The organism is Streptomyces sp. enrichment culture, assembly GCF_964273145.1.
Lineage (GTDB): Bacteria > Actinomycetota > Actinomycetes > Streptomycetales > Streptomycetaceae > Streptomyces.
The window spans coordinates 5,275,240-5,295,713 of the sequence record NZ_OZ186873.1; the positions used below are offsets into that span (position 1 = coordinate 5,275,240).

General features: G+C 75.4%; 16 protein-coding genes. 11 read left to right on the plus strand and 5 right to left on the minus strand.

The window, feature by feature from the left end; translation table 11 throughout:
- Positions 1–634 precede the first annotated feature (634 nt).
- From ACSU6Z_RS23720 to ACSU6Z_RS23735, 4 genes are all read left to right on the plus strand, one after another.
- The gene (locus tag ACSU6Z_RS23720; protein ID WP_437048534.1) at positions 635–1,720 is read left to right on the plus strand and encodes a protein phosphatase 2C domain-containing protein; all 1,086 of its coding nucleotides are present in this window, start codon (positions 635–637) and stop codon (positions 1,718–1,720) included.
- 131 nt (positions 1,721–1,851) lie between these two features.
- Positions 1,852–3,594 (plus strand): pyruvate dehydrogenase, encoded by a 1,743-nt coding sequence (locus tag ACSU6Z_RS23725; RefSeq protein WP_437048535.1) that lies wholly within the window; start codon positions 1,852–1,854, stop codon positions 3,592–3,594.
- A 98-nt stretch (positions 3,595–3,692) separates the two neighbouring features.
- The gene (locus ACSU6Z_RS23730; RefSeq protein WP_437048537.1) at positions 3,693–4,679 is read left to right on the plus strand and encodes an NAD-dependent epimerase/dehydratase family protein; all 987 of its coding nucleotides are present in this window, start codon (positions 3,693–3,695) and stop codon (positions 4,677–4,679) included.
- A 356-nt stretch (positions 4,680–5,035) separates the two neighbouring features.
- Positions 5,036–5,518: an ATP-binding protein gene (locus tag ACSU6Z_RS23735; RefSeq protein ID WP_437050450.1), complete on the plus strand. Its 483-nt coding sequence runs from the start codon at positions 5,036–5,038 to the stop codon at positions 5,516–5,518.
- A gap of 116 nt (positions 5,519–5,634) precedes the next feature.
- Here ACSU6Z_RS23735 and ACSU6Z_RS23740 read toward each other — a convergent pair whose 3' ends face one another.
- Both ACSU6Z_RS23740 and ACSU6Z_RS23745 read right to left on the minus strand, forming a co-directional pair.
- The gene (locus tag ACSU6Z_RS23740; RefSeq protein ID WP_437048539.1) at positions 5,635–6,717 is read right to left on the minus strand and encodes a DUF2637 domain-containing protein; all 1,083 of its coding nucleotides are present in this window, start codon (positions 6,715–6,717) and stop codon (positions 5,635–5,637) included.
- A 299-nt stretch (positions 6,718–7,016) separates the two neighbouring features.
- Entirely contained in the window at positions 7,017–7,862 is an 846-nt protein-coding gene (locus ACSU6Z_RS23745; protein ID WP_437048541.1) for a (2Fe-2S)-binding protein, read from the minus strand.
- Positions 7,863–8,040: 178 nt separating this feature from the next.
- Between ACSU6Z_RS23745 and ACSU6Z_RS23750 the strand changes: the two genes are divergently transcribed.
- Positions 8,041–8,832, plus strand: a complete 792-nt coding sequence (locus ACSU6Z_RS23750) for a GntR family transcriptional regulator (RefSeq protein WP_437048542.1) — start codon at positions 8,041–8,043, stop codon at positions 8,830–8,832.
- Positions 8,833–8,937: 105 nt separating this feature from the next.
- Here the strand turns inward: ACSU6Z_RS23750 and ACSU6Z_RS23755 are convergent, their stop codons facing one another.
- Both ACSU6Z_RS23755 and ACSU6Z_RS23760 read right to left on the minus strand, forming a co-directional pair.
- The gene (locus ACSU6Z_RS23755; protein WP_437048544.1) at positions 8,938–9,705 is read right to left on the minus strand and encodes a hypothetical protein; all 768 of its coding nucleotides are present in this window, start codon (positions 9,703–9,705) and stop codon (positions 8,938–8,940) included.
- Positions 9,706–9,846: 141 nt separating this feature from the next.
- Complete coding sequence (locus ACSU6Z_RS23760) at positions 9,847–11,547, minus strand: PucR family transcriptional regulator (RefSeq protein WP_437048546.1); 1,701 nt, start codon at positions 11,545–11,547, stop codon at positions 9,847–9,849.
- A gap of 369 nt (positions 11,548–11,916) precedes the next feature.
- Here ACSU6Z_RS23760 and ACSU6Z_RS23765 point away from each other — a divergent pair, with 369 nt between their 5' ends.
- The 5 genes from ACSU6Z_RS23765 (at position 11,917) to ACSU6Z_RS23785 (ending at position 18,732) form a co-directional block, all read left to right on the plus strand.
- A complete protein-coding gene (locus tag ACSU6Z_RS23765) occupies positions 11,917–12,807 on the plus strand; it encodes an FAD binding domain-containing protein (RefSeq protein ID WP_437048548.1) in 891 nt (296 codons plus the stop codon).
- The gene (locus tag ACSU6Z_RS23770; RefSeq protein ID WP_437048549.1) at positions 12,807–13,397 is read left to right on the plus strand and encodes a (2Fe-2S)-binding protein; all 591 of its coding nucleotides are present in this window, start codon (positions 12,807–12,809) and stop codon (positions 13,395–13,397) included. The genes ACSU6Z_RS23765 and ACSU6Z_RS23770 overlap by 1 nt, the downstream gene beginning before the upstream one ends.
- A 2-nt stretch (positions 13,398–13,399) precedes the next feature.
- The gene (locus ACSU6Z_RS23775) at positions 13,400–15,784 is read left to right on the plus strand and encodes a xanthine dehydrogenase family protein molybdopterin-binding subunit (RefSeq protein WP_437048551.1); all 2,385 of its coding nucleotides are present in this window, start codon (positions 13,400–13,402) and stop codon (positions 15,782–15,784) included.
- A 285-nt stretch (positions 15,785–16,069) separates the two neighbouring features.
- Complete coding sequence (locus tag ACSU6Z_RS23780) at positions 16,070–17,530, plus strand: NCS2 family permease (protein WP_437048552.1); 1,461 nt, start codon at positions 16,070–16,072, stop codon at positions 17,528–17,530.
- Between the two features lie 50 nt (positions 17,531–17,580).
- Entirely contained in the window at positions 17,581–18,732 is a 1,152-nt protein-coding gene (locus ACSU6Z_RS23785; protein ID WP_437048554.1) for an XdhC family protein, read from the plus strand.
- Positions 18,733–18,820: 88 nt separating this feature from the next.
- Here ACSU6Z_RS23785 and ACSU6Z_RS23790 read toward each other — a convergent pair whose 3' ends face one another.
- A complete protein-coding gene (locus ACSU6Z_RS23790) occupies positions 18,821–19,261 on the minus strand; it encodes an SRPBCC family protein (RefSeq protein WP_437048556.1) in 441 nt (146 codons plus the stop codon).
- Between the two features lie 174 nt (positions 19,262–19,435).
- On the opposite strand from ACSU6Z_RS23790, the gene ACSU6Z_RS23795 reads away from it, so the two are divergent.
- Complete coding sequence (locus tag ACSU6Z_RS23795) at positions 19,436–20,413, plus strand: NAD-dependent epimerase/dehydratase family protein (RefSeq protein WP_437048558.1); 978 nt, start codon at positions 19,436–19,438, stop codon at positions 20,411–20,413.
- Positions 20,414–20,474: the final 61 nt, after the last annotated feature.

A 20,474-nucleotide genomic window follows, 5' to 3' on the forward strand; every position in this document is an offset into this window, starting at 1 on the left:
TCACGAGGACGACTGGTGGGGGCAGTTGTACGACGACTCCATCGGCGACACCGGTCCCACGGCCGCGGCCGATTCCCTGGACGACCGGTTCACCTCGGCGGCCGAGGCGGTGGGGGAGGCGGACGGGCCACCGGCGGACGACGCGGGGCGGCACGCGGGCCCACGCGCTCCCGGCGGCCCCCTCACGCCGGACGCCGCCGGCCGTCCGCCCCGGCCGCCGGACACCGCGGACGGCGTCCCCGCGCCCCGTGCCGGGGACCGGCGCGCCGGTGACTCCGAGGACGCCGCGCGCCGCGCCGGTCCGCCGCCCCCGCGCGCCCCCTGGGAACCGCCGCCCGCCCCACCCGCCGACCCCGTCGTCCTCCCGCCCGGACCCGGACCGGGATCCCACCGGCCGGCCGGACCGGGCCCCGCGCAAACCCCGGCCGCGGACGTCCCGGCCCCCCGCAGGCCGCCCGACCCGCCCACACCCCCACCGGCGACCGCACCCGCACCGCCACCGGCGACCGCACCGGCAGTCCCACCCACGCCCACACCCCCACCCCCACCGCCACCGCCCCCGCCCTCGTTCCCGCTCCGTTCCCCGTCGTCCCCTCCCCCCTCCCCACCCGCGTCCCCGGCCCCGGTTCCTCCCGTGCCCGAGCCCCCTCCCACCCGGTACGACACCCCAGGCGTCCCGAGCGGCCCCCTTCCCGCCGCACCGGCCGCACCCCCGCCCGAGCCCCGCGACCACATCGGCTCCGGTCCGCCCACCTACGACCCCGAGCCCACCGCGCTGCCGTCCGCCGACCCCGACAACCCGGACGACCTGATCCCGGACACCGTGCTGGACGGCGCCCACTACGGGACCTGCACCCTGCGGGCCGTCTCCCTGCGCGGGGACTCCGCCCGGTTCCGCGGCGAGCGGCGCCGCGACGCGCTGCTCGTCGCCCGCTTCGGCGCGGGCGACCGGACGCTGGTCCTGGTGGCGATGGCCACCGGGGCCCGCGCCACCCCCGGGGCGCACCGGGCCGCCGCCGAGCTCTGCCGCTGGATCACCCGGGCCGTCGGCCGCAGCCACCCGTGGCTGCTGGCGGACCTCCGGGCCGCCCGGCGCGACGACCTGAAGTCCGGCCTGCGCCGCCTCACCGACCGCAGCCTCGGCAGGCTCCGCGCCGGCGCCGCCGAACAGGGCCTCACCCCCGACGCGTACGCGGCCACCCTGCGCTGCCTGCTCCTGCCCGGCGACCCGGACTGCCGTACGCGCGTGTTCTTCGGCGTCGGAGCGGGCGGGCTGTTCCGGCTGCGGGACGGCGCGTGGCAGGACATGGAACCCCGTGCCGCCGACGTCGCCGATGCCCCCGGCACCCCCGGCACCCCCGGCACCCCCGGCACCCGCGGCATCGGATCCGGGCCGTCGCCGGAGCGGGCCCCCGAGGGCGGCCGGCTCACCCCGGACCCGGGCGCCGCCCCGCCGCCCGGCCCGTACGGGGAGCCCGCCGGACCGCCCCACGGACCCTTCCGCTTCCGCGCCTGCGTCGCCCGCCCGGGTGATGTGCTCCTGATGTGCACCGCCGGTCTGGCCGAGCCCCTGCGCGGCGAGGCGGAACTGCGCGAACACCTCGCGCGGCGCTGGTCCGCCCCCACCGCGCCGGGCCTCGCCGCGTTCCACGCCGACGCCCGGGTCAGGGCGAAGGGGTACGCCGACGACCGTACGGCCGCCGCCGTGTGGGAGGCGTGACGGCGCCCGCTGTGGATTCATGGGACCCGGGGAGCCTCCGGAGGCCCCGAAGCCCCCACAGGAACCCGGAGCACTCCCGGAGCACCCGGAGCAAGCCGAGGACCCAGCGGACCGAAGGGCACACCACAGCCATGGCCAGACAGAACGTCGCGGAACAGTTCGTCGACATCCTCGCCCGTGCCGGAGTCCGGCGCCTCTACGGCGTCGTCGGCGACAGCCTCAACCCCGTCGTGGACGCCGTACGCCGCCACGCCGCCATCGACTGGGTGCACGTGCGGCACGAGGAGGCCGCCGCCTTCGCCGCCGGCGCGGAGGCGCAGATCACCGGCGAGCTGACCGCGTGCGCCGGCTCCTGCGGGCCCGGCCACCTCCACCTCGTCAACGGCCTGTACGACGCCCACCGCTCCATGGCCCCCGTCCTCGCCCTCGCCTCGCACATCCCGTCCAGCGAGATCGGCCTCGGCTACTTCCAGGAGACCCACCCCGACCGGCTGTTCACCGAGTGCAGCCACTACTGCGAACTGGTCTCCACCCCGCAACAGATGCCGAGGGTGCTGCGGACCGCCGTCCAGCAGGCCGTCGGCCGGCGCGGCGTGAGCGTCGTCTGCCTCCCCGGTGACGTCGCGGGCGAGCCCGCCCCGGAACGCACCGCCGACACCGACCTGGTCACCTCCTGTCCCACCGTCCGCCCCGGGGACGGCGAGATCGACCGGCTGGTGCGGCTGATCGACGACGCCGACAAGGTCACCCTGTTCTGCGGCAGCGGCACGGCGGGCGCGCACGCCGAGGTCATGGAGTTCGCGGAGAAGATCAAGTCCCCGGTGGGGCACGCGCTGCGCGGGAAGGAGTGGATCCAGTACGACAACCCGTTCGACGTCGGGATGAGCGGGCTGCTCGGCTACGGCGCCGCCTACGAGGCCACCCACGAGTGCGACCTGCTGATCCTGCTCGGCACGGACTTCCCGTACAGCGCCTTCCTGCCCGACGACGTGAAGATCGCCCAGGTCGACATCCGGCCCGAGCACCTGGGCCGCCGCTCCCGGCTGGACCTCGCGGTGTGGGGCGACGTGAAGGAGACCCTGCGCTGTCTGACCCCGCGGGTGAGGGCCAAGAAGAACCGGCGCTTCCTGGACAAGATGCTGAAGAAGCACGCGGACGCGCTGGAGGGGGTCGTCAAGGCGTACACGAAGAAGGTCGACAAGCACGTCCCCCTCCACCCCGAGTACGTGGCGGCGGTGCTGGACGAGACGGCCGACGACGACGCGGTGTTCACCGTCGACACCGGGATGTGCAACGTGTGGGCCGCGCGCTACCTCACGCCCAACGGGCGCCGCCGCGTCATCGGCTCGTTCTCGCACGGCTCGATGGCCAACGCGCTGCCCATGGCGATCGGCGCCCAGCTCACCGACCGGCGGAGGCAGGTCGTCACCCTCTCCGGCGACGGCGGGTTCTCCATGCTGATGGGCGAATTCCTCACCCTCGTCCAGCACGACCTGCCGGTGAAGGTCGTCCTCTTCGACAACTCCTCCCTCGGGATGGTGGAGCTGGAGATGATGGTCGCCGGGCTGCCCTCCCACGGCACCGCCAACAAGAACCCCGACTTCGCCGCCGTCGCCGAGGCCTGCGGCGCCTACGGCGTGCGCGTCGAGAAGCCCAAGCAACTCGCCGGGGCGCTCAAGGACGCCTTCCGGCACAAGGGGCCGGCCCTCGTCGACGTCGTCACCGACCCCCACGCCCTGTCCATCCCGCCGAAGATCAGCGCCGACATGGTCACCGGTTTCGCCCTGTCCGCCTCGAAGATCGTCCTGGACGGAGGGGTCGGCCGCATGCTCCAGATGGCCCGCTCCAACCTGCGCAACATCCCGCGTCCCTAGAGGTCCGTCCGGGGAGGCCGGGGCCGGTCCGGCGGCCGGCCCTCTGCTGTCGGCAGATCCGCTTGGCCGGGCGGCGGTCCCGGTGCTTGGGTGCCGGCATGGAGATCCTGGTTCTGGGCGGAACGGCATGGGTGGGTCGGGAGCTGTCGCGGCAGGCGGTCGGTCGCGGCCATCGGGTGACCTGCCTCGCGCGCGGCGAGAGCGGAGAAGTGGCGGACGGAGCGAGGCTGGTCGCCGCCGACCGGCGCGATCCGTCGGCGTACGGGCCCCTGCTCGACCGCGCATGGGACGCGGTGGTCGAGGTGTCGTGGCAGCCGGGCTTCGTCCGCGGGGCGCTCGACGCGCTGGGCGGCAGGGCCGGGCACTGGGTGTACGTCTCGTCCGGCAGCGCCTACGCCTCCCACGCCACGCCGGGGGCGGACGAGACCGCGGCCCTGCTCGCCCCGACCGACCGCAGCGAGGTCGACCGCTCGTCGTACGGCGAGGCGAAGGTCGCCTGCGAGCGGGCGTCGGCGGCCGCCGTGGGCGACCGCCTCCTCGTCGCACGGGCCGGGCTCATCGGCGGCCCGGGTGATCACACCGGGCGCTGCGGCTACTGGGTCGCCCGCGCCGCACGCGATCCGCACGGGCCGATGCTGGTCCCCGACACGCCGGCCCTGCCCACCCAGGTGGTCGACGTGCGGGACCTCGCCTCCTGGCTGCTCGACGCCGCCGAGACGGGGACCACCGGCACCTACGACGCCGTCGGCCCGGTCGTTCCGTTCGGTGAGTGGATCGAGCTGTCCCGATCCGTCGGCGGGCACACCGGTCCGGTGGTCGCCGCCGGATCGGCGTGGCTGCTCGCCCACGGCGTGGCCCAGTACATGGGACCCGAGTCGCTGCCGATGTGGCTGGTCGAGCCGGGCTGGGAGGGGTTCTCGGCCAGGGACGGGTCCGCGGCGCGCGCCGCGGGGCTGCGTCACCGGCCCCCGGCGGAGATGCTGGCCGACACCTTGCGCTGGGAGCGCGAGCAGGGGCTGGACCGGGAAAGGAGCGCAGGTCTCAGCGCGCGGCGCGAGCGAGAGTTGCTCGACGCCCTCGGCTGACGGCGCCGGACCGGTCCCGCACACCCGGGCGCCCCCGCGGGCGCCTTCCGTACGGCCCGGTTCACCCCGCCGGACACGACACCGGCCGCGCCGCCGCGCTGGTCGCACCGGCGCCGACGCCACCAGGCCACCGCGCGCCGCGGCCGGCGCCGCCGCCGACGCGCCGAGGCATCCGGCACCCGATCACGGAGCCGCACCGCGGTGCCGGTGGCCCTCGCGCCGCTGTGGCAAGGGGCCAAGTTCGGCCAACTTCGTCACCGGCGGCCCGGCAGGACTGCCTCGCCCCCGATCGGGCAAGGATCCCCGTGAACGTGTTCGAGCAGCAGGGGGACCGACATCGGCACGCGGGCGGGGGAATGAAGAGGCAGGCGGGAGGGGGCGGCCCGGCGACGGTCGGCACCCCCTCGGCACACGGCACGGCGGAGCAGCGGACCGGCGGCACCCGGGGAGCCGCGAACCAGCTCAGACGCAGACTCGGGCGGGCGGACCTGCGGGCCGTCCCCGAGGCGCGCAGGGCGCTGCGCGAGCTGCTGCGGCACTGGGGCAGACCCGGGCGGTCGGAGATCGCGGAGCTGCTGACCAGCGAACTCGTCACCAACGCGCTCGTCCACACCGACGACGACGCCGTCCTGACGGCCACCGTCGGGCCGCACGGCCTGCGGGTGGAGGTACGGGACTTCGTGGCCCGGCGGCCCCGGCAGCCGCGCGTCCCGGCTCCCGGTGACGCCACGCACGGCAGGGGGCTGGTGCTGCTGGAGTCCCTCGCGGACGCGTGGGGGGTGCGGGCGCACGGGGTGGGCAAGTCGGTCTGGTTCGAACTGGACGCCGAGGCGGCGTGACGGCCCGCGGTCACGTGACCGCCGAAGGGGGGCGTGGCCCGAGGCCACGCCCCCCTTCCCTGAGCAGCCGCAGCCGAGGCACGGGGCCGGCCGGTCTCACCGGTCCCACCCGCCGGTCAGCCCAGCTGCTGCTCCAGATCCTTGAGTTTGCGTTCCAGGGAGTCCAGACGAGGCAGGGCCTGGGTGTCGTCCTCAGCGGTGAGATCGACGGTGGCCGGGCGGTCGGCCCCGCCGCGCGCCGGCCGCAGGGAGGGCCGCGCGCGCCGGAACGGCCGCTCCGGCAGCACGGGGGCCGCGGTGGACGTGGCCGGCCCGGGCGGGGCGGGCTCCGCGGAGGCCCGGCCCGCGCCCCGCTCCACCGCCTGCGCCTCGATCTCGGCCCGCGGCCCGTCGCCACGCCCGGGGAACCCCCGGTGGCCCCGGCTGATGGCCTTCAGGTGCGCCCGCTCCAGGCGCTGCCGCTCGCGGCGCCGCTGCCGGGCCTCCTCCTTCCGCCGCCGGTCGTCGCGCACCTCCTCGACCGCCTCGTCCAGGCTGCGCACCCCCTCCAGCAGCATGAGCGACCAGGCCCGGTAGGTCTCCCGGGGGGCCCGCAGCCAGCGGACGATGCGGATCTGCGGCAGCGGGCGGGGCACCAGGCCCTGCTCGCGCAGCGCGGCCCGGCGGGTCTGCTTCAGCGCGCGGTCGAACAGGACCGCCGCCGACAGGGACATGCCGGCGAAGAAGTGCGGGGCGCCCGCGTGGCCCGCGCCCCGCGGCGCGTGCACCCAGTTGAACCAGGCCGCCGCCAGCGCGAACGTCCACACCAGCATCCGGGAGCCGAGCGCCGCGTCACCGTGGCTGGCCTCGCGCACCGCGAGCACGGAACAGAACATCGCCGCCCCGTCCAGCCCGAACGGGACCAGGTACTGCCAGCCGTCGGACAGCCCGAGGTTCTGCTCGCCGAAACCGACCAGGCCGTGGAAGGAGAGCGCCGCCGCGACCGCGGCACAGCAGAACAGCAGGACGTAGGAGACGGTGCCGTAGACGGCCTCCTTGCGCCTGCGGCGGTCCCCGGCGCGCTCCCACGAGTCGTCCGCGCTCGCGTGCTCGCCCGAGGTGCGCCTGCCGCGCGCGAGCACCGCGACCGCCACCGGCACGCCCAGGAGCAGGACGGCGCCCGGAAGCAGCCAGTTCAGGGATATGTCGGTCAGTCTCATCTGGGTCCCTTGCCGTGCGATAGGGCGTGACGCCCGCCATGGTGGCCCAGAGCCGGTGGCCCCCAGGGGGTTTCGCGGCAAGAGGCCGCCAAGGGAGGGCGGGAGGGACGGCCGGGACGAGGTTCTTTTCGAACTGGCGCCTGAATCAGGCGAATTGAGTTCGAATAAGAGTGCCGGTAAGGGTGGTTCCGCGGAGGCTTCCAGTGGTCCGCGGGACGGCCCCGGACCGGGTGCGGCCGTAGGGGATCCCCGCGCGGACGAGCCCTGCCGGCGCCGGGGGCGGGAGGGCGCCCGGCGCGTCAGCGGGCGACGGCGGCCGACTTGCGGACGCGGTCCGCGTCGCAGGTGCGCGGGCAGGTGGCGCAGGTGTCCTCGGGGCGCACCGTGTAGAACATGCAGCAGCTCGCCCGGTCCCGGGTGCGCACCGGCTCCCCGTCCGGACCGGTCAGCTCGCGGAAGGCCGCCGCGCCGACGTACGGCCGGGTCGCCCCCGGCAGCAGCAGCTCCAGCTCGTGCCGCGCCCGCTCCTCCTCGCCGAGCAGGTGGGCGACGTACCACAGGCCCTCGACGACCTCGTCGGTCGCCATGCCCCACAGCGCGCGCCCGCGCCGCCGCGTGCGGGGTCCGAAACCGGTCAGCACCGGCTCCAGGTGCTCGGCGACCGCGGCCCGGACCTCGGCGCGCAGCGCCTCCTCGCCGGCGACCACGCGGGCGCCGGGCAGCGAGGCCGCCGGATCGCCGGGCAGGCAGGCGAAGCCCTGCGGGCGCACGGCCATCCGCCCGACGGACAGACCGGGAGCGGTGCGGTCGAACGAGACGTGCGTCACGGGGTAGCGGGGCACCCTGCGGTGCAGGAACCACGGCACGGTGATCAGCAGGCAGGCGGGCCAGGCGTACCGGTGCAGCCCGAAGCTCGCCACCACGTCCGGGCGCGCCCGCAGCCCGTAGTCGCGCAGCACCTGTGCGTCGTCCCAGGCCAGGAACTCCGTCAGGTCGGCACCGCCCTGGGCGAGCGAGGCGGCGGCGACCCAGCCGCCGCCTCGCGGCGCCTGTTCGCCCGGGCCGAGCTCGGTGACGGCCAGCCCGGGGAAGACGTCGGTCAGGCGGGCGTAGGCGTCAGCGACGGCCGAGCGGGGCACGGGCATGCGGGACCACCGATCACGTCACAACGGGCGGGCTGATTAAAGGTAAGCCTTACCTTATCCGGAGATCGTCGGGATGTGAACTGACGTCCACTGCGCTTATCGTGCTCGGCGGACGGGTGACTGCACGCCGTCCCGCCCAGTACACCGAACCGTCGCGCCGACCCGTCCGGAGGATCCCGTGAAGCAGGACACGCAGGGCTCCGCCGTCCCGGGCGAGGCCACGGCGCGCCCGCCGCGGGTGCCGCCCCAGCCGGGCGCCGCGGACGGGGAGCGGAGCCGGGCGGGCGGGGCCGGGCCCGCGCGCGGCGAGCACACGCACGGCGAGCCGCCCGCCGCCCGGACCCGGCCCCTCATCCGGCGGTCCTCCGTGCGCGGGCAGATCCTCGACGCCCTGCGCACCGCGCTGGTGGCGGGCGACCTGCGGCCCGGCGAGGTCTACTCGGCCCCGGTGCTCGGCGAGCGGTTCGGCGTGTCGGCGACCCCCGTGCGGGAGGCGATGCAGCAGCTCGCGCTGGAGGGCGCCGTCGAGGTCGTCCCCAACCGGGGTTTCCGCGTCCTGGAGCGCAGCGGACGGGAACTGGCCGAGCTGGCCGAGGTCCGGGCGCTGATCGAGGTACCGGTGATACTGCGCCTGGCCCGTACGGTGCCCGCCGCGCGCTGGGCGGAGCTGCGCCCCTTCGCCGAGGCGACCGTCCGCGCCGCCTCCGCCGGGTGCCGGGCCGGCTACGCCGAGGCCGACCGCGCCTTCCACGGCGCGGTGCTCGCCCTGGCCGGCAACGACCAGCTGGTCCGGATCGCCGCGGACCTGCACCGCCGCTCCCAGTGGCCGCTGGTCGGCCTGCCCGCGGTGCGCGGACGCGCCGACCTGGTGGCCGACGCCCACGAGCACACCGCGCTGCTGGACGCGCTGATCGCCGGGGACCCGGACGTGGTGCGGGCGCTGGTGGAGGACCACTTCGCACCCTCCTGAGCGGCCGCCGACCACCGGCGCGCCGCCCGGCCGCCGCCCCGCGCGCCGGGCGACGGACCTCGCCCGGGGCTCCCCCCGGGCGAGCCCCGGTCCCTCGGTCGTTCCTCAGGCCGTCGCCGCTCCCGCCGCCGGTGGGGCCAGGTGCCGGGCCAGCCAGGTCGGCACTCCGCCCAGCAGCCGGTACAGGCGCCGCGCCTCCTCCCGCAGCCGGGACGCCTCCGGCTCCGTCTCCGTGTCGGCGAGGGACACCAGCGCGGGGGCGGTGCCGACGAGGTAGCCGAGCTCCTCGCGGATCCGCAGCGACTCGGTGAACCCGTGCCGGGCCTCCGCCACCTCCCCGTCCCGCAGGGCGAGCCCGGCCAGGTGGCGCCAGGTGAACGACAGCAGCAGCGCGTCGGCGTGCGCGGTCGCCGCGGCGTGCGCCCGCCGGTACGCGGCGCGCGCGGCCTGCGGGGAGCGGGTCAGGTTCTCCGCGAGCAGCCCCCTGCGGAAGTCCAGCAGCGCCCGCCGCGGCGCCCCCGGCGGGATCAGCGCCGCCGCCCGGCCGAGCGCGGCGCGCGCCTCGTCGGCCCGGTCCCGCACGCCGTGCAGCGTGGCGGCGTAGGCGAGCTGCCCGCGTTCGCACGCGGCGGCCCCGCGCTCGTCGTCGGTGTGGGCGAGGGCCTCGGCGGTGCGCAGCGCGTCCTCGGCCTCCGCCCAGCCCTGCTCGGTGTACAGGCACCGCTCCACCAGCAGCGCGGCCCGCTGGAGCGCGGCGGCGGCGGTGACGGGCTGGATCAGCGCCGCCGCCTCCGCCCAGCAGGCGCGCGAGCGCAGCCGCCACACCGCGGTCTGGAGCGGATCGTCACCTGCGGTCGTTCCCGTACCAGACATGGCGGTATGCGCCACCTCGCCCTCCCAAGCACGCCGTCGAGCCGTCGAGTGGTGGCCGCATCTCAGCACGAACCGACCGGCCCGGCCAAGAGGGTGGGTGAAAGATTTCACAAAGTCGTGGGGCTCCCGGGCCCGCGGGTCTCAGCTCATCCGCAGCGCCAGGAAGAAGTCGAGCTTGTCCTCCAGCCGCGACAGGTCACGCCCCGTCAACTGCTCGATCCGCCCGACCCGGTAGCGCAACGTGTTGACGTGCAGGTGGAGCCGGGTGGCACAGCGCGTCCAGGAGCCGTCGCAGTCCAGGAACGCCTCCAGGGTGGGGATCAGCTCGGCGCGGTGGCGGCGGTCGTAGTCGCGCAGCGGGTCGAGGAGCCGGGCCGTGAAGGCGCGGCGGACGTCGTCGGGGACGAACGGCAGCAGCAGGACGTGCGAGGCGAGCTCCTGGTGTCCGGCCGCGCACACCCGGCCCGGCCGGGCGGCGGCCACGCGCCGCGCGTGCCGCGCCTCCTCCAGCGCGCCGCGCAGCCCCTCCGCGGAGTGCACCGCCGCGCTGACGCCGAGCGTGACCCGCCCGTCGCCGTCCAGCCCGGCCGCCAGCGGGGTCCGTACGGCCTCCAGCAGCGCGTCGGCGAGGATCCCGGTCCCGTACTCCTCGTGCTCGCCGGAGACGGCCGGGAGCGGGACGAGCGCGACGGCCTCGTCGCCGGTGTGGGCGACGGCGATGCGGTCGGAGGGCTCGGGGCCCGCCGCCAGGGGGTCGACGAGGATCTCCTCCAGCAGGGCCTGGGCGGCCGGACCGGGCGGAACCTGCCCGTCCTCCCACTCGACGCGGGCCACCACGACCTGCCAGTGCGGGGCGGCGCCGAGGCCGGGCAGCAGCACCGGCGCGGCGACCCGCAGCCGGGCCGCGATCTCGGCGGGCGCCGCGCCCGCCTGCACCAGCTCCAGGACCTCCTGCGCCAGGCGCCGCCGCACCGTGCGCGCCGCGTCCCGCCGGTCCCGTTCGACGGCGATGAGCTGGGTGACGCCGTACAGCAGGTCCAGGCGTTCCTCGGCCCAGTCCCCGGCGTCCGCCTCGACGGCCAGCAGCCAGTCGGACAGGACCGTCTCCCGGGCGGCCTGCGGGGACCGTCCCCCTTCGGCCGCCGCCGGGCGGTGCCCCGAGCTGCGCACCGGGAAGAGGCTGAACGTCCGCGAGGGCGGGGTGCCGAGCGTCACCCGGTGCGGCGCGCGCCGGCCCGCGCGGGCGGCGGCCAGGTGCTCGGCCGCGAGCTGCGCGCAGACGTCGGAGGGCAGGGCGGGGCCGGTCGCCTTCGGGCCCGCGATCAGCCGCCCGGTCGGCGACAGCACCCAGGCCCGCAGGTCCAGGTCGGAGCGGAGCAGGTCCAGCACCACCTCCGGGCCGCCGCCCGCCGGGCCCGACGTCATCATCCGGCGGTGGCGGTCCACGACGGCCGCGAGGTCCCCGGCGCGTTCGCCGGAGACCTGCCGCACCACGTGCTCGGTGATCGTGGCGAACGCCACCGACTCGTGCACCGCGAACAGCGGCAGCCGGTGCCGGGCGCAGGCCACCACCAGGTCGTCGGGCACGTCGCCCAGCTCGGCCTCGCCGGCCGCGAGCGCGGCCACCCCGGCCTGCGTCAGGATCCGCACGAACGGCTCGGAGTCGGCGGCGTCCCGCCGCCAGGCCAGGCCGGTGAGGACCAGCTCCCCGCCCGACAGGTAGCGGCTGGGGTCCCTGAGGTCGGTCGTCATGACGCCGCGTACGGTGCGGTCCAGCTCGTCCTCGCCGCCGAGCAGCCTCAGGCCCAGCGCGTCGGTGTCCAGCAGTGCGCGCAGCCGCATTCTCGTCGCCGCCGTTCCTTGTCTAGAAGAGTTCGTCGCATGGTCGACGGGGCCGGGCCGGGGCCCGTTCGGCGGCGGACGAGCGTCGCTCGCCGCCGACTCGGACATGTGCCCTGCGTCACACCGTCGAGTCGCGTGTTTCCACGGGAAAACACGGAGGTTACCGAGGTCCTCCGTTCATACGAATCTACAAGATGCCCGGCCTGGCCAGCCAATTCCTTCATGGTTTCCGTGACTGACCCCCGCGGAGTACGGGGCGGTGTACTGGCCCCACTCCGCGTCAACAGCACAGGGACGAGCCGGGCCCGCCGCACACGGATCGGCTCGGTCCGCACGACCCACGAGACCGAACCGAGAAGAGAGCCGGTCATGGACTTCCTTCGCCCCGCCAGCTGGGAGGAGGCGCTCGCCGCGAAGGCGGAGCACCCCACCGCCGTGCCGATCGCGGGTGGCACCGACGTGATGGTCGAGATCAACTTCGACCACCGCCGGCCCGAGTACCTCATGGACCTGAACCGCATCGGCGAACTCTCCGAGTGGGAGGTCGGCGAGGACACCGTACGGCTCGGCGCCTCCGTGCCGTACACGAAGATCATGGAGAACCTGCGCGCCGAGCTGCCGGGCCTCGCCCTCGCCTCGCACACGGTCGCCTCCCCGCAGATCCGCAACCGCGGCGGCGTCGGCGGCAACCTCGGCACCGCCTCACCGGCCGGTGACGCCCACCCCGCCCTCCTCGCCGCCGGCGCCGAGGTCGAGGCCGAGTCGGTGCGCGGCTCCCGCCGCATCCCGATCGACGAGTTCTACAAGGGCGTCAAGCGCAACGCGCTGGAGCCCGACGAGCTGATCCGCGCCGTGCACGTGAAGAGGGCGGACGGCCCGCAGCAGTTCTCCAAGGTCGGCACCCGCAACGCCATGGTCATCGCCGTGTGCGCCTTCGGGCTCGCGCTGCACCCCGGAACACGGACCGTGCGGACGGGGATCGGCTCCGCCGCCCCCACCCCCATCCGGGCCGAGGCCGCGGAGGAGTTCTTGAACGCGGCGCTGGAAGAGGGCGGCCTCTGGGACAACGGGAAGATCGTCGCCCCGTCGGTCGCCAAGCGGTTCGCGCAGCTGTGCTCGGCCGCCTGCAACCCGATCGACGACGTCCGGGGCACCGCGAGCTACCGCCGCCACGCGGTCGGCGTCATGGCCCGCCGCACGCTGACCTGGACCTGGGAGTCCTACCGCGGCGCCCGCCGCGCCACCGAGGGAGCTGCGTGATGCGCGTCAACTTCACCGTCAACGGACGGCCGCAGGAAGCCGACGACGTGTGGGAGGGCGAGTCCCTGCTGTACGTGCTGCGCGAGCGGCTCGGCCTGCCCGGTTCCAAGAACGCCTGCGAGCAGGGCGAGTGCGGCTCCTGCACGGTCCGCCTGGACGGCGTGCCGGTCTGCTCCTGCCTGGTCGCCGCCGGTCAGGTCCAGGGCCGCGAGGTCGTCACCGTCGAGGGCCTGGCGGACCACGCCCGGCAGCGCGCCCGCGGCGACGGCGGCTCCCGCGGCACCCCGCCGGACGAGGCCGAGGGGCGGCGGGCCCAGGGCGGCGAGGCGCGGACCGGCGAGGGCGGCACCTCCCCGCACGCGGCGCTCGCCCCCGTCCAGCAGGCGTTCATCGACGCCGGCGCCGTCCAGTGCGGCTTCTGCACGCCCGGCCTGCTGGTCGCCGCCGACGAGATGCTGGAGCGCAACCCGAACCCGACCGACGCCGACATCCGCGAGGCGCTGTCGGGCAACCTGTGCCGCTGCACGGGCTACGAGAAGATCATGGACGCGGTCCGCCTGGCGGCCGCCCGCCAGTCCGAGGGGGTCTGAGCATGCCGGCCGACGGCGCACCCGCCGAAATCACCCAGGGGTCGCGGACGAGGGGCGGCATCGGCGAGTCCACGCTCCGCCCGGACGGCATCCTGAAGGTCACCGGCGAGTTCGCGTACTCGTCCGACATGTGGCACGAGGACATGCTCTGGGGCCAGATCCTGCGCTCCACGGTCGCCCACGCCGAGATCGTGTCCATCGACACGGGCGAGGCCCTCGCCCTGCCGGGCGTGCACGCCGTGCTGACCTACGACGACCTGCCGGCCGAGGTGAAGCACTACGGCCTGGAGATCCGGGACACCCCGGTCCTCGCCCACGGCAAGGTCCGCCACCACGGCGAGCCGGTCGCGATCGTGGCCGCCGACCACCCGGAGACCGCCCGCCGCGCCGCCGCCAAGATCAAGGTCGAGTACCGCGAACTGCCCGTCGTCACCGACGAGGCGAGCGCGCTGGCGCCGGACGCGGTCCTCGTCCACGAGAACCGCGACGACCACCACTTCGCCCACGTCCCGCACCCCAACATCGTCCACCGCCAGCCGATCGTCCGCGGCGACGCCGACGAGGCCGCGGGGAGGGCCGACGTCATCGTCCGGGGCGAGTACACCTTCGGCATGCAGGACCAGGCCTTCCTCGGCCCCGAGTCCGGCCTCGCCGTGCCCGAGGAGGACGGCGGCGTCCACCTCTACATCGCCACCCAGTGGCTCCACTCCGACCTGCGCCAGATCGCGCCCGTGCTCGGCCTGCCCGAGGAGAAGGTCCGCATGACGCTGGCCGGCGTCGGCGGCGCGTTCGGCGGGCGCGAGGACCTGTCGATGCAGATCCACGCCTGCCTGCTGGCGCTGCGCACCGGCAGGCCCGTCAAGATCGTCTACAACCGCTTCGAGTCCTTCTTCGGCCACGTCCACCGCCACCCCGCCAAGCTCTCCTACGAACACGGCGCCACCAAGGACGGCAGGCTCACCCACGTCAAGTGCCGCATCGTCCTGGACGGCGGCGCGTACGCCTCCGCCTCCCCGGCGGTCGTCGGCAACGCCTCCTCGCTCGGCATCGGCCCCTACAAGGTCGACGACGTGGAGATCGAGGCCATCGCCCTCTACACCAACAACCCGCCCTGCGGCGCCATGCGCGGCTTCGGCGCGGTCCAGGCGTGCTTCGCCTACGAGGCGCAGATGGACAAGCTGGCGAAGAGGCTCGGGATGGACCCGGTGGAGCTGCGGCAGCTCAACGCCATGGAACAGGGCACCCTCATGCCCACCGGCCAGCCCGTCGACTCCCCGGCGCCGGTCGCCGAACTCCTGCGCCGCGTCAAGGCGATGCCGATGCCGCCGGAGCGCCAGTGGGAGTCCAGCGAGGGCGTCGACGTGCGGCAGCTGCCCGGCGGCCTGTCCAACACCACGCACGGGGAGGGCGTCGTCCGGGGGGTGGGCTACGCGGTCGGCATCAAGAACGTCGGCTTCTCCGAGGGCTTCGACGACTACTCCACCGCCAGGGTGCGCATGGAGGTCGTGGGCGGTGAGCCCGTGGCGACCGTGCACACCGCCATGGCGGAGGTGGGCCAGGGCGGCGTCACCGTCCACGCGCAGATCGCCCGCACCGAGCTCGGCGTCGCCCGGGTGACCATCCACCCGGCCGACACCCGGGTCGGCTCGGCGGGCTCGACGTCGGCCTCCCGGCAGACGTACGTCACCGGCGGCGCCGTGAAGAACGCCTGCGAGCTGGTGCGCGAGCGGGTGCTGGAGATCGGGCGCCGCAAGTTCGCCTCCCGCCACCCGGCCTGGGCGACCGCCGAACTGCTGCTGGAGGACGGCAAGGTCGTCACCGACGGCGGCGAGGTCCTCGCCGACCTGGTGGACGTCCTCGAAGGCGAGGCCGTCGAGGTCGAGGAGGAGTGGCGGCACCGGCCGACCGAGCCCTTCGACCTGCGCACCGGGCAGGGCAACGGTCACGTCCAGTACTCCTTCGCCGCGCACCGCGCGGTCGTCGAGGTCGACACCGAGCTCGGCCTGGTCAAGGTGATCGAACTGGCCTGCGCCCAGGACGTCGGCAAGGCGCTCAACCCGCTCTCCGTCGTCGGCCAGATCCAGGGCGGCACCACCCAGGGCCTGGGCGTGGCGGTGATGGAGGAGATCGTCGTCGACCCCAGGACGGCGAAGGTGAGGAACCCGTCCTTCACCGACTACCTCATCCCCACCATCCTCGACACGCCGACCATCCCGGTCGACGTGCTCGAACTCGCCGACGAGCACGCCCCCTACGGGCTGCGCGGCGTCGGCGAGGCCCCCACCCTGTCGTCGACGCCCGCGGTCCTGGCGGCCATCCGCGCCGCGACCGGGCTGGAGCTGAACCGGACGCCGGTACGGCCCGAGCACCTGACCGGCACCGCGTAACCGGCCACGAGCCCTCCGGGCGGCGCACCGCGGGACGTCACACCGTCCCGCGCCGCCCGGGGCGGTGCCGTCCCGCGCCGCCCACGGGACGGGCCGCACCGCGAGGCGGCGGGCACCGGGCAGGCGCCCGGCACGTACCGGCGGCACCCCGTTCGTTCGTCTCGGGCCGTCCCCCGGGTCGTGCGGCCGAAGCACATCCCGAATCCCGCAGCCGCCGCGCGCGGTGGCCACCCGTCAGGGAGGTTGCACGCGGGTGCCCCTATGAACCCTGGGAGCAGGCCCCACATGACCCAGCAGTCACCGGAGCCGAGGAGTGCCGCGCGGGACGCGGGCGAAGGCGCCCGCGTCCCGGCCGGACGCTCCCGGCTCGACCGGTACTTCCACATATCCCGGCGGGGATCGACGGTCGCGCGGGAGGTGCGCGGCGGGGTCACCACCTTCATGGCGATGGCGTACATCCTCCTGCTCAACCCCCTGATCCTGTCCGGCGAGGACGCGGCGGGGAACACCCTGGCCGCGAAGGCGCTGATCACCGCGACCGCTTTCGCCGCGGCCCTCACCACGCTGCTGATGGGTTTGGTCGGCAGGGTTCCGCTCGCGCTGGCCGCGGGCCTGTCCGTCTCCGGGGTCCTCGCCTCGCAGGTCGTGCCCGAGACGACCTGGCCGCAGGCGATGGGCATGTGCGTGATGTACGGCGTGGTCATCATGCTGCTGGTCGTCACCGGTCTGCGCGAGATGATCATGAACGCGATCCCGCTCGCCCTCAAGCACGGCATCACCATGGGCATCGGCCTGTTCATCGCCGTCATCGGCTTCCACAAGGCCGGCTTCGTCCACCCGGGCGAGGCGGGCACCCCGCTCACCCTCGGCCCGGCGGGCGAACTCGCCGGCTGGCCGGTCCTCCTCTTCTGCGGCACCCTGCTGCTGATCTTCATGCTCCAGGCGCGCGACGTCCCCGGCGCCATCCTCGTCGGCATCGCCGCCGGCACGGCCGTCGCCGCGCTGCTGAACGCCGCCGGGGTCGTCGATCCCGGGCAGTGGGCCAACGGCGCCCCCGAACTGCACGGCGGCGCCGTCTCCATGCCCGACTTCTCGCTCTTCGGCGACGTCGAGTTCGGAGGCTGGGGCGAGATCGGCGCGATGACCGTCGGCGTGATCGTCTTCACGCTCGTGCTCGCCGGGTTCTTCGACGCGATGGCCACCATCATCGGCGTCGGCACCGAGGCCGGGCTCGCCGACGACAAGGGCCGCATGCCGGGCCTGTCCAAGGCGCTGTTCGTCGACGGCGCGGGCGGCGCGATCGGCGGTGTGGCCGGCGGCAGTGGCCAGACCGTGTTCGTCGAGTCCGCGACCGGCGTCGGCGAGGGCGCCCGCACGGGCCTCGCGTCGGTCGTCACCGGCGCGTTCTTCGCGGCCTGCCTCTTCCTCACCCCGCTGACGGCGATCGTGCCGCAGGAGATCGCCTCCGCCGCGCTGGTGGTCATCGGCGCGATGATGCTGACGAACGCCCGGCACGTGGACTGGGCCGACCGGGCCACCGCGGTCCCGGTCTTCCTCACCGTCGTCCTGATGCCGTTCACGTACACCATCACCGCCGGTGTCGCCGCGGGCATCGTCTCCCACGTCGCCGTCAGGACCGCCCGGGGCAAGGCGCGGGAGGTCGGCGCCTTCATGTGGGCCCTGACGGCGGTCTTCCTCGTGTACTTCGCCCTCGGCCCCATCGAGAGCTGGCTGGGCGTGCGCTGACCGCCCTCGCGGGCACCCTTTCCCCAACCGCCGCCGAAGGAGACCGACAGATGCTGGACATCGCCGAAGAGCTGCACCGGTGGGTCGAGCGGGGACGCGACTTCGCCGTGGCCACCGTGGTGGCCGTCGACGGCAGCGCGCCCCGCCGGCCCGGCGCCGCGCTCGCGGTGGACGCCGACGGCACGGCGATCGGCTCGGTCTCCGGGGGCTGTGTGGAGGGCGCCGTGTACGAGCTGTGCCGACAGGCGCTGGAGGACGGCGAGACCGTCCTGGAGCGCTTCGGCTACAGCGACGAGGACGCCTTCGCCGTCGGCCTGACCTGCGGTGGCGCCATCGACGTCCTCGTCACGCCGGTGCGGGCGGACGCCCCCGCCCGCCCGGTGCTCGCGTCCGCGCTCGCCGCCGCCGCCGGCGGGGAGGCGGCGGCGGTGGCGCGGATCGTCTCCGGCCCGGCGGAGCTGAGGGGCCGGGTGCTCGCGGTCCGCCCCGACGGGTCCTGGGAGGGCGGCTTCGGCGCCCACCCGGAACTGGACCGCACGGTGGCCGCGGAGGCGGGCGCCTTCCTGGACTCCGGCCGCACCGGCACCCTGGAGGTCGGCGAGCGGGGCTCGCGCTGCGGAGCGCCGCTCAGGCTGCTGATCGAGTCCTCCGTCCCGCCGCCCCGCATGATCGTCTTCGGTGCCGTCGACTTCGCCTCGGCGCTGGTCCGCGTCGGCAAGTTCCTCGGCTACCACGTCACCGTGTGCGACGCCCGCCCGGTCTTCGCGACCCCGGCCCGCTTCCCGGAAGCCGACGAGGTCGTCGTCGCCTGGCCCCACGAGTACCTGGAAGGCACGGACGTCGACGGCCGCACGGTCCTGTGCGTCCTCACCCACGACGCCAAGTTCGACGTCCCCCTGCTGAAACTCGCCCTGCGCCTGCCGGTCGCCTACGTCGGCGCGATGGGTTCGCGCCGCACCCACCTGGACCGCGACCGGCGCCTGCGCGAGGTCGGCGTCACCGACCTGGAACTGGCCCGCCTGCGCTCGCCCATCGGCCTGGACCTGGGCGCCCGTACCCCGGAGGAGACGGCCCTGTCCATCGCCGCCGAGATCGTCGCCGACCGGCACGGCGGCAGCGGGGCGTCCCTGACCGGCGCCCACACGCCGATCCACCACGACGGGGGCGCCGGGCCGGCGGGGCGGATCGGGTCGGTGGCCTGAGCCGTCGCGCCGGCCGAGCGGCGCCGGCCCGGCCGCCCCGGTCGCGCCCGGCCGGCCCGGGGGTGCGCAAGCCGCCGGGGGAGGGCGCTCAGGGCCGCCTGAGCAGCCGGTTGACCGTCCGGCCGAAGACGTACCGGCCGGCGCCGCGCAGCACGCCGTCGAGGGCGCCCGGCAGCAGCCGCACGCGCAGCTCCTCGCGCCAGACCACGCGGGTCCGGCCGCCGGGCCCGGGGCGTACGTCGATCTCCGCCCAGCCGCGGACCACCCGGCCCCGCTTCTCCAGCCGGCACCGGCCGGGCGCACCGTCCCGCGGGGGCTCCCAGACGGTCACCTCCATGGTGTCGTCGAAGGAGAGGGGGCCGACGCCGGTGCGGGCCACCACGATCGTGCCGGGGCGGGTCGGCGGGGGAGTGGCGACGGCGACGCGGGTCAGCGGCACGGCCCCGCCGTGGCGGGGCCACTCGGTGAGCCGGCGCCAGGCCTCGTCCAGGGGGAGCGGTGCCGTGCGTTCGAGGAAGAAGGTGACCACGCCACGATCGTAGGGAACACCCCGGCGGACGGCGCCTTCGCCGCCGGCCCGCCCGCGCGATGCGGTGGCGCGGGCGGCGCGGGACGCTCCGTCGAACTCCGGTTCGAGGTAGAGGGGTGCTCACCGGGCTACTCGCGCGGACACGCACGTGACGGCGAGCGAGAGGAGAGCGCCGTGAGCGAACGCCCTGTGAGCGGACGGGCCTGGCGCCGGGCCCTGGTGACCGGCGGAGCCGGTTTCGTGGGCTCCCATCTGTGCGGCAGGCTGCTCGACGCCGGCACCGACGTCGTCTGCCTCGACAACCTGGCCACCGGATCCCGGGGCAACGTGGCCGAACTGGAGCGGCGGCGCGGCTTCCGGTTCGTCCGGGCCGACGCCACCGACCCGCACGCCCTGCGCGCCCTGCCCGGCCGGTTCGACCTCGTCCTGCACTTCGCCTGCCCGGCCTCGCCCGCCGACTACCTGCGGCTGCCGCTGGAGACCCTCGACGCCGGCAGCGCCGGCACCCGCAACGCCCTGGAGCGGGCCCGCGCCGACGGCGCCCGCTTCGTCCTGGCCTCCACCTCCGAGGTCTACGGCGACCCGCTGGAGCACCCGCAGCGCGAGACGTACTGGGGCAACGTCAACCCGGTCGGCCCACGCAGCGTCTACGACGAGTCCAAGCGGTTCGCCGAGGCCCTGACCACCGCCCACCGCCAGGTGCACGGCACCGACACCGCCATCGTCCGCATCTTCAACACCTACGGGCCCCGCATGCGCACCGGCGACGGCCGCGCCGTGCCCACCTTCATCGCCCAGGCCCTGGACGGCGTACCCCTCACCGTCGCCGGCGACGGCAGCCAGACCCGGTCCCTGTGCTACGTCGACGACACCGTCGGCGGCGTCCTCGCCCTGGCCGCCTCCGGTGAGAGCGGGCCGATGAACATCGGCGGCGGCGAGGAGATCACCGTGCTGGAGCTGGCCCGGCGCATCGTCGAGCTCACCGGCTCCGGTTCCCGCATCCGGTTCGTCGAACGCCCCGTCGACGACCCCGGCCGACGCCGGCCCGACACCGCCCTCGCGCGGCAGAGGCTCGGCTGGCGGCCCCGCGTCGGCTGGAGCGAGGGGCTGGAACGGACCATCGGCTGGTTCGCGCATTCCGTGGCGGCCTGAGACGATTTATCACCTCAAGCAGTGACAAAGGGTGGCTTCTCCGTAATCAAGCTGTCTCCAA